General features: G+C 69.9%; 1 protein-coding gene. It reads right to left on the bottom strand.

Annotated features, from left to right (window positions below; genetic code table 11):
• A partial coding sequence (locus G9H71_RS22950) for a penicillin-binding transpeptidase domain-containing protein (protein ID WP_231135359.1) occupies window positions 1–725 on the bottom strand: 725 nt, incomplete at both ends.

The raw sequence follows: 725 nt of genomic DNA, 5'->3' as shown, positions 1-725 counted from the left end.
CAGGGAAGTCGGTGCCCCCGTCGTAGCCGGGCAGCTCGACGGCGGCGCTCATGTAAGCGGTCCAGATGCGCGCGGGGAATCCACCCCCGAAGAATGCCGCAGTGCCCTCGCCGCCGACACCGTCGAGGTCCTCCTGCGTCTCCTCACCGCGGTAGAACGAGACGGCGGTGGACAGCTCGGGGGTGAAGCCGACGAACCACGCGGTAAGCGTCTTGTCGTCGACGCCGTGCGTGCCGGTCTTGCCGGCGACGTCGGTGCCGACGGCCAGCGCCTCGGTGCCGGTGCCGTTGCGCACGACCTGCTCCATCGCGTACGTCACATCCCGAGCGATGTCCCGGGAGAAGACGCGCACGCGGTCGGGCTGCTTCGGCGCCTGGATCAGCATCTTGTCGGGGTCGTCGACCGCCCACACGCGCTGGATGCTGTAGGCCTTCTTCGGCCGCATGCCCTCGCCGGCGAACGTCGAGTAGCCGAGCGCCATCTGCAACGGGGAGACCGACGCGATACCGAGCGGGATGCGGGCGTTGGTCTCCAGGCCCGGGGCGTCGTCGGGGATGCCCGAGCTGGTGATCGCCTGGCGCACCTTCGCCGGGCCGACGTCGATCGCCTCGTCGACGAAGACCGTGTTGACCGACCGGCGCAGGCCGGTCAGCAGGCTGACGTTCGAGCCGTAGGACTCGTTGAACTCGTTGCGGACCGACCCACCGCCCGGCAGGGACATCGGG

It is taken from the genome of Motilibacter deserti (assembly GCF_011250635.1).
In the GTDB taxonomy this organism is placed as follows: Bacteria; Actinomycetota; Actinomycetes; order Motilibacterales; family Motilibacteraceae; genus Motilibacter_A; species Motilibacter_A deserti.
This window is presented reverse-complemented; position numbering and strand designations above follow the sequence as displayed.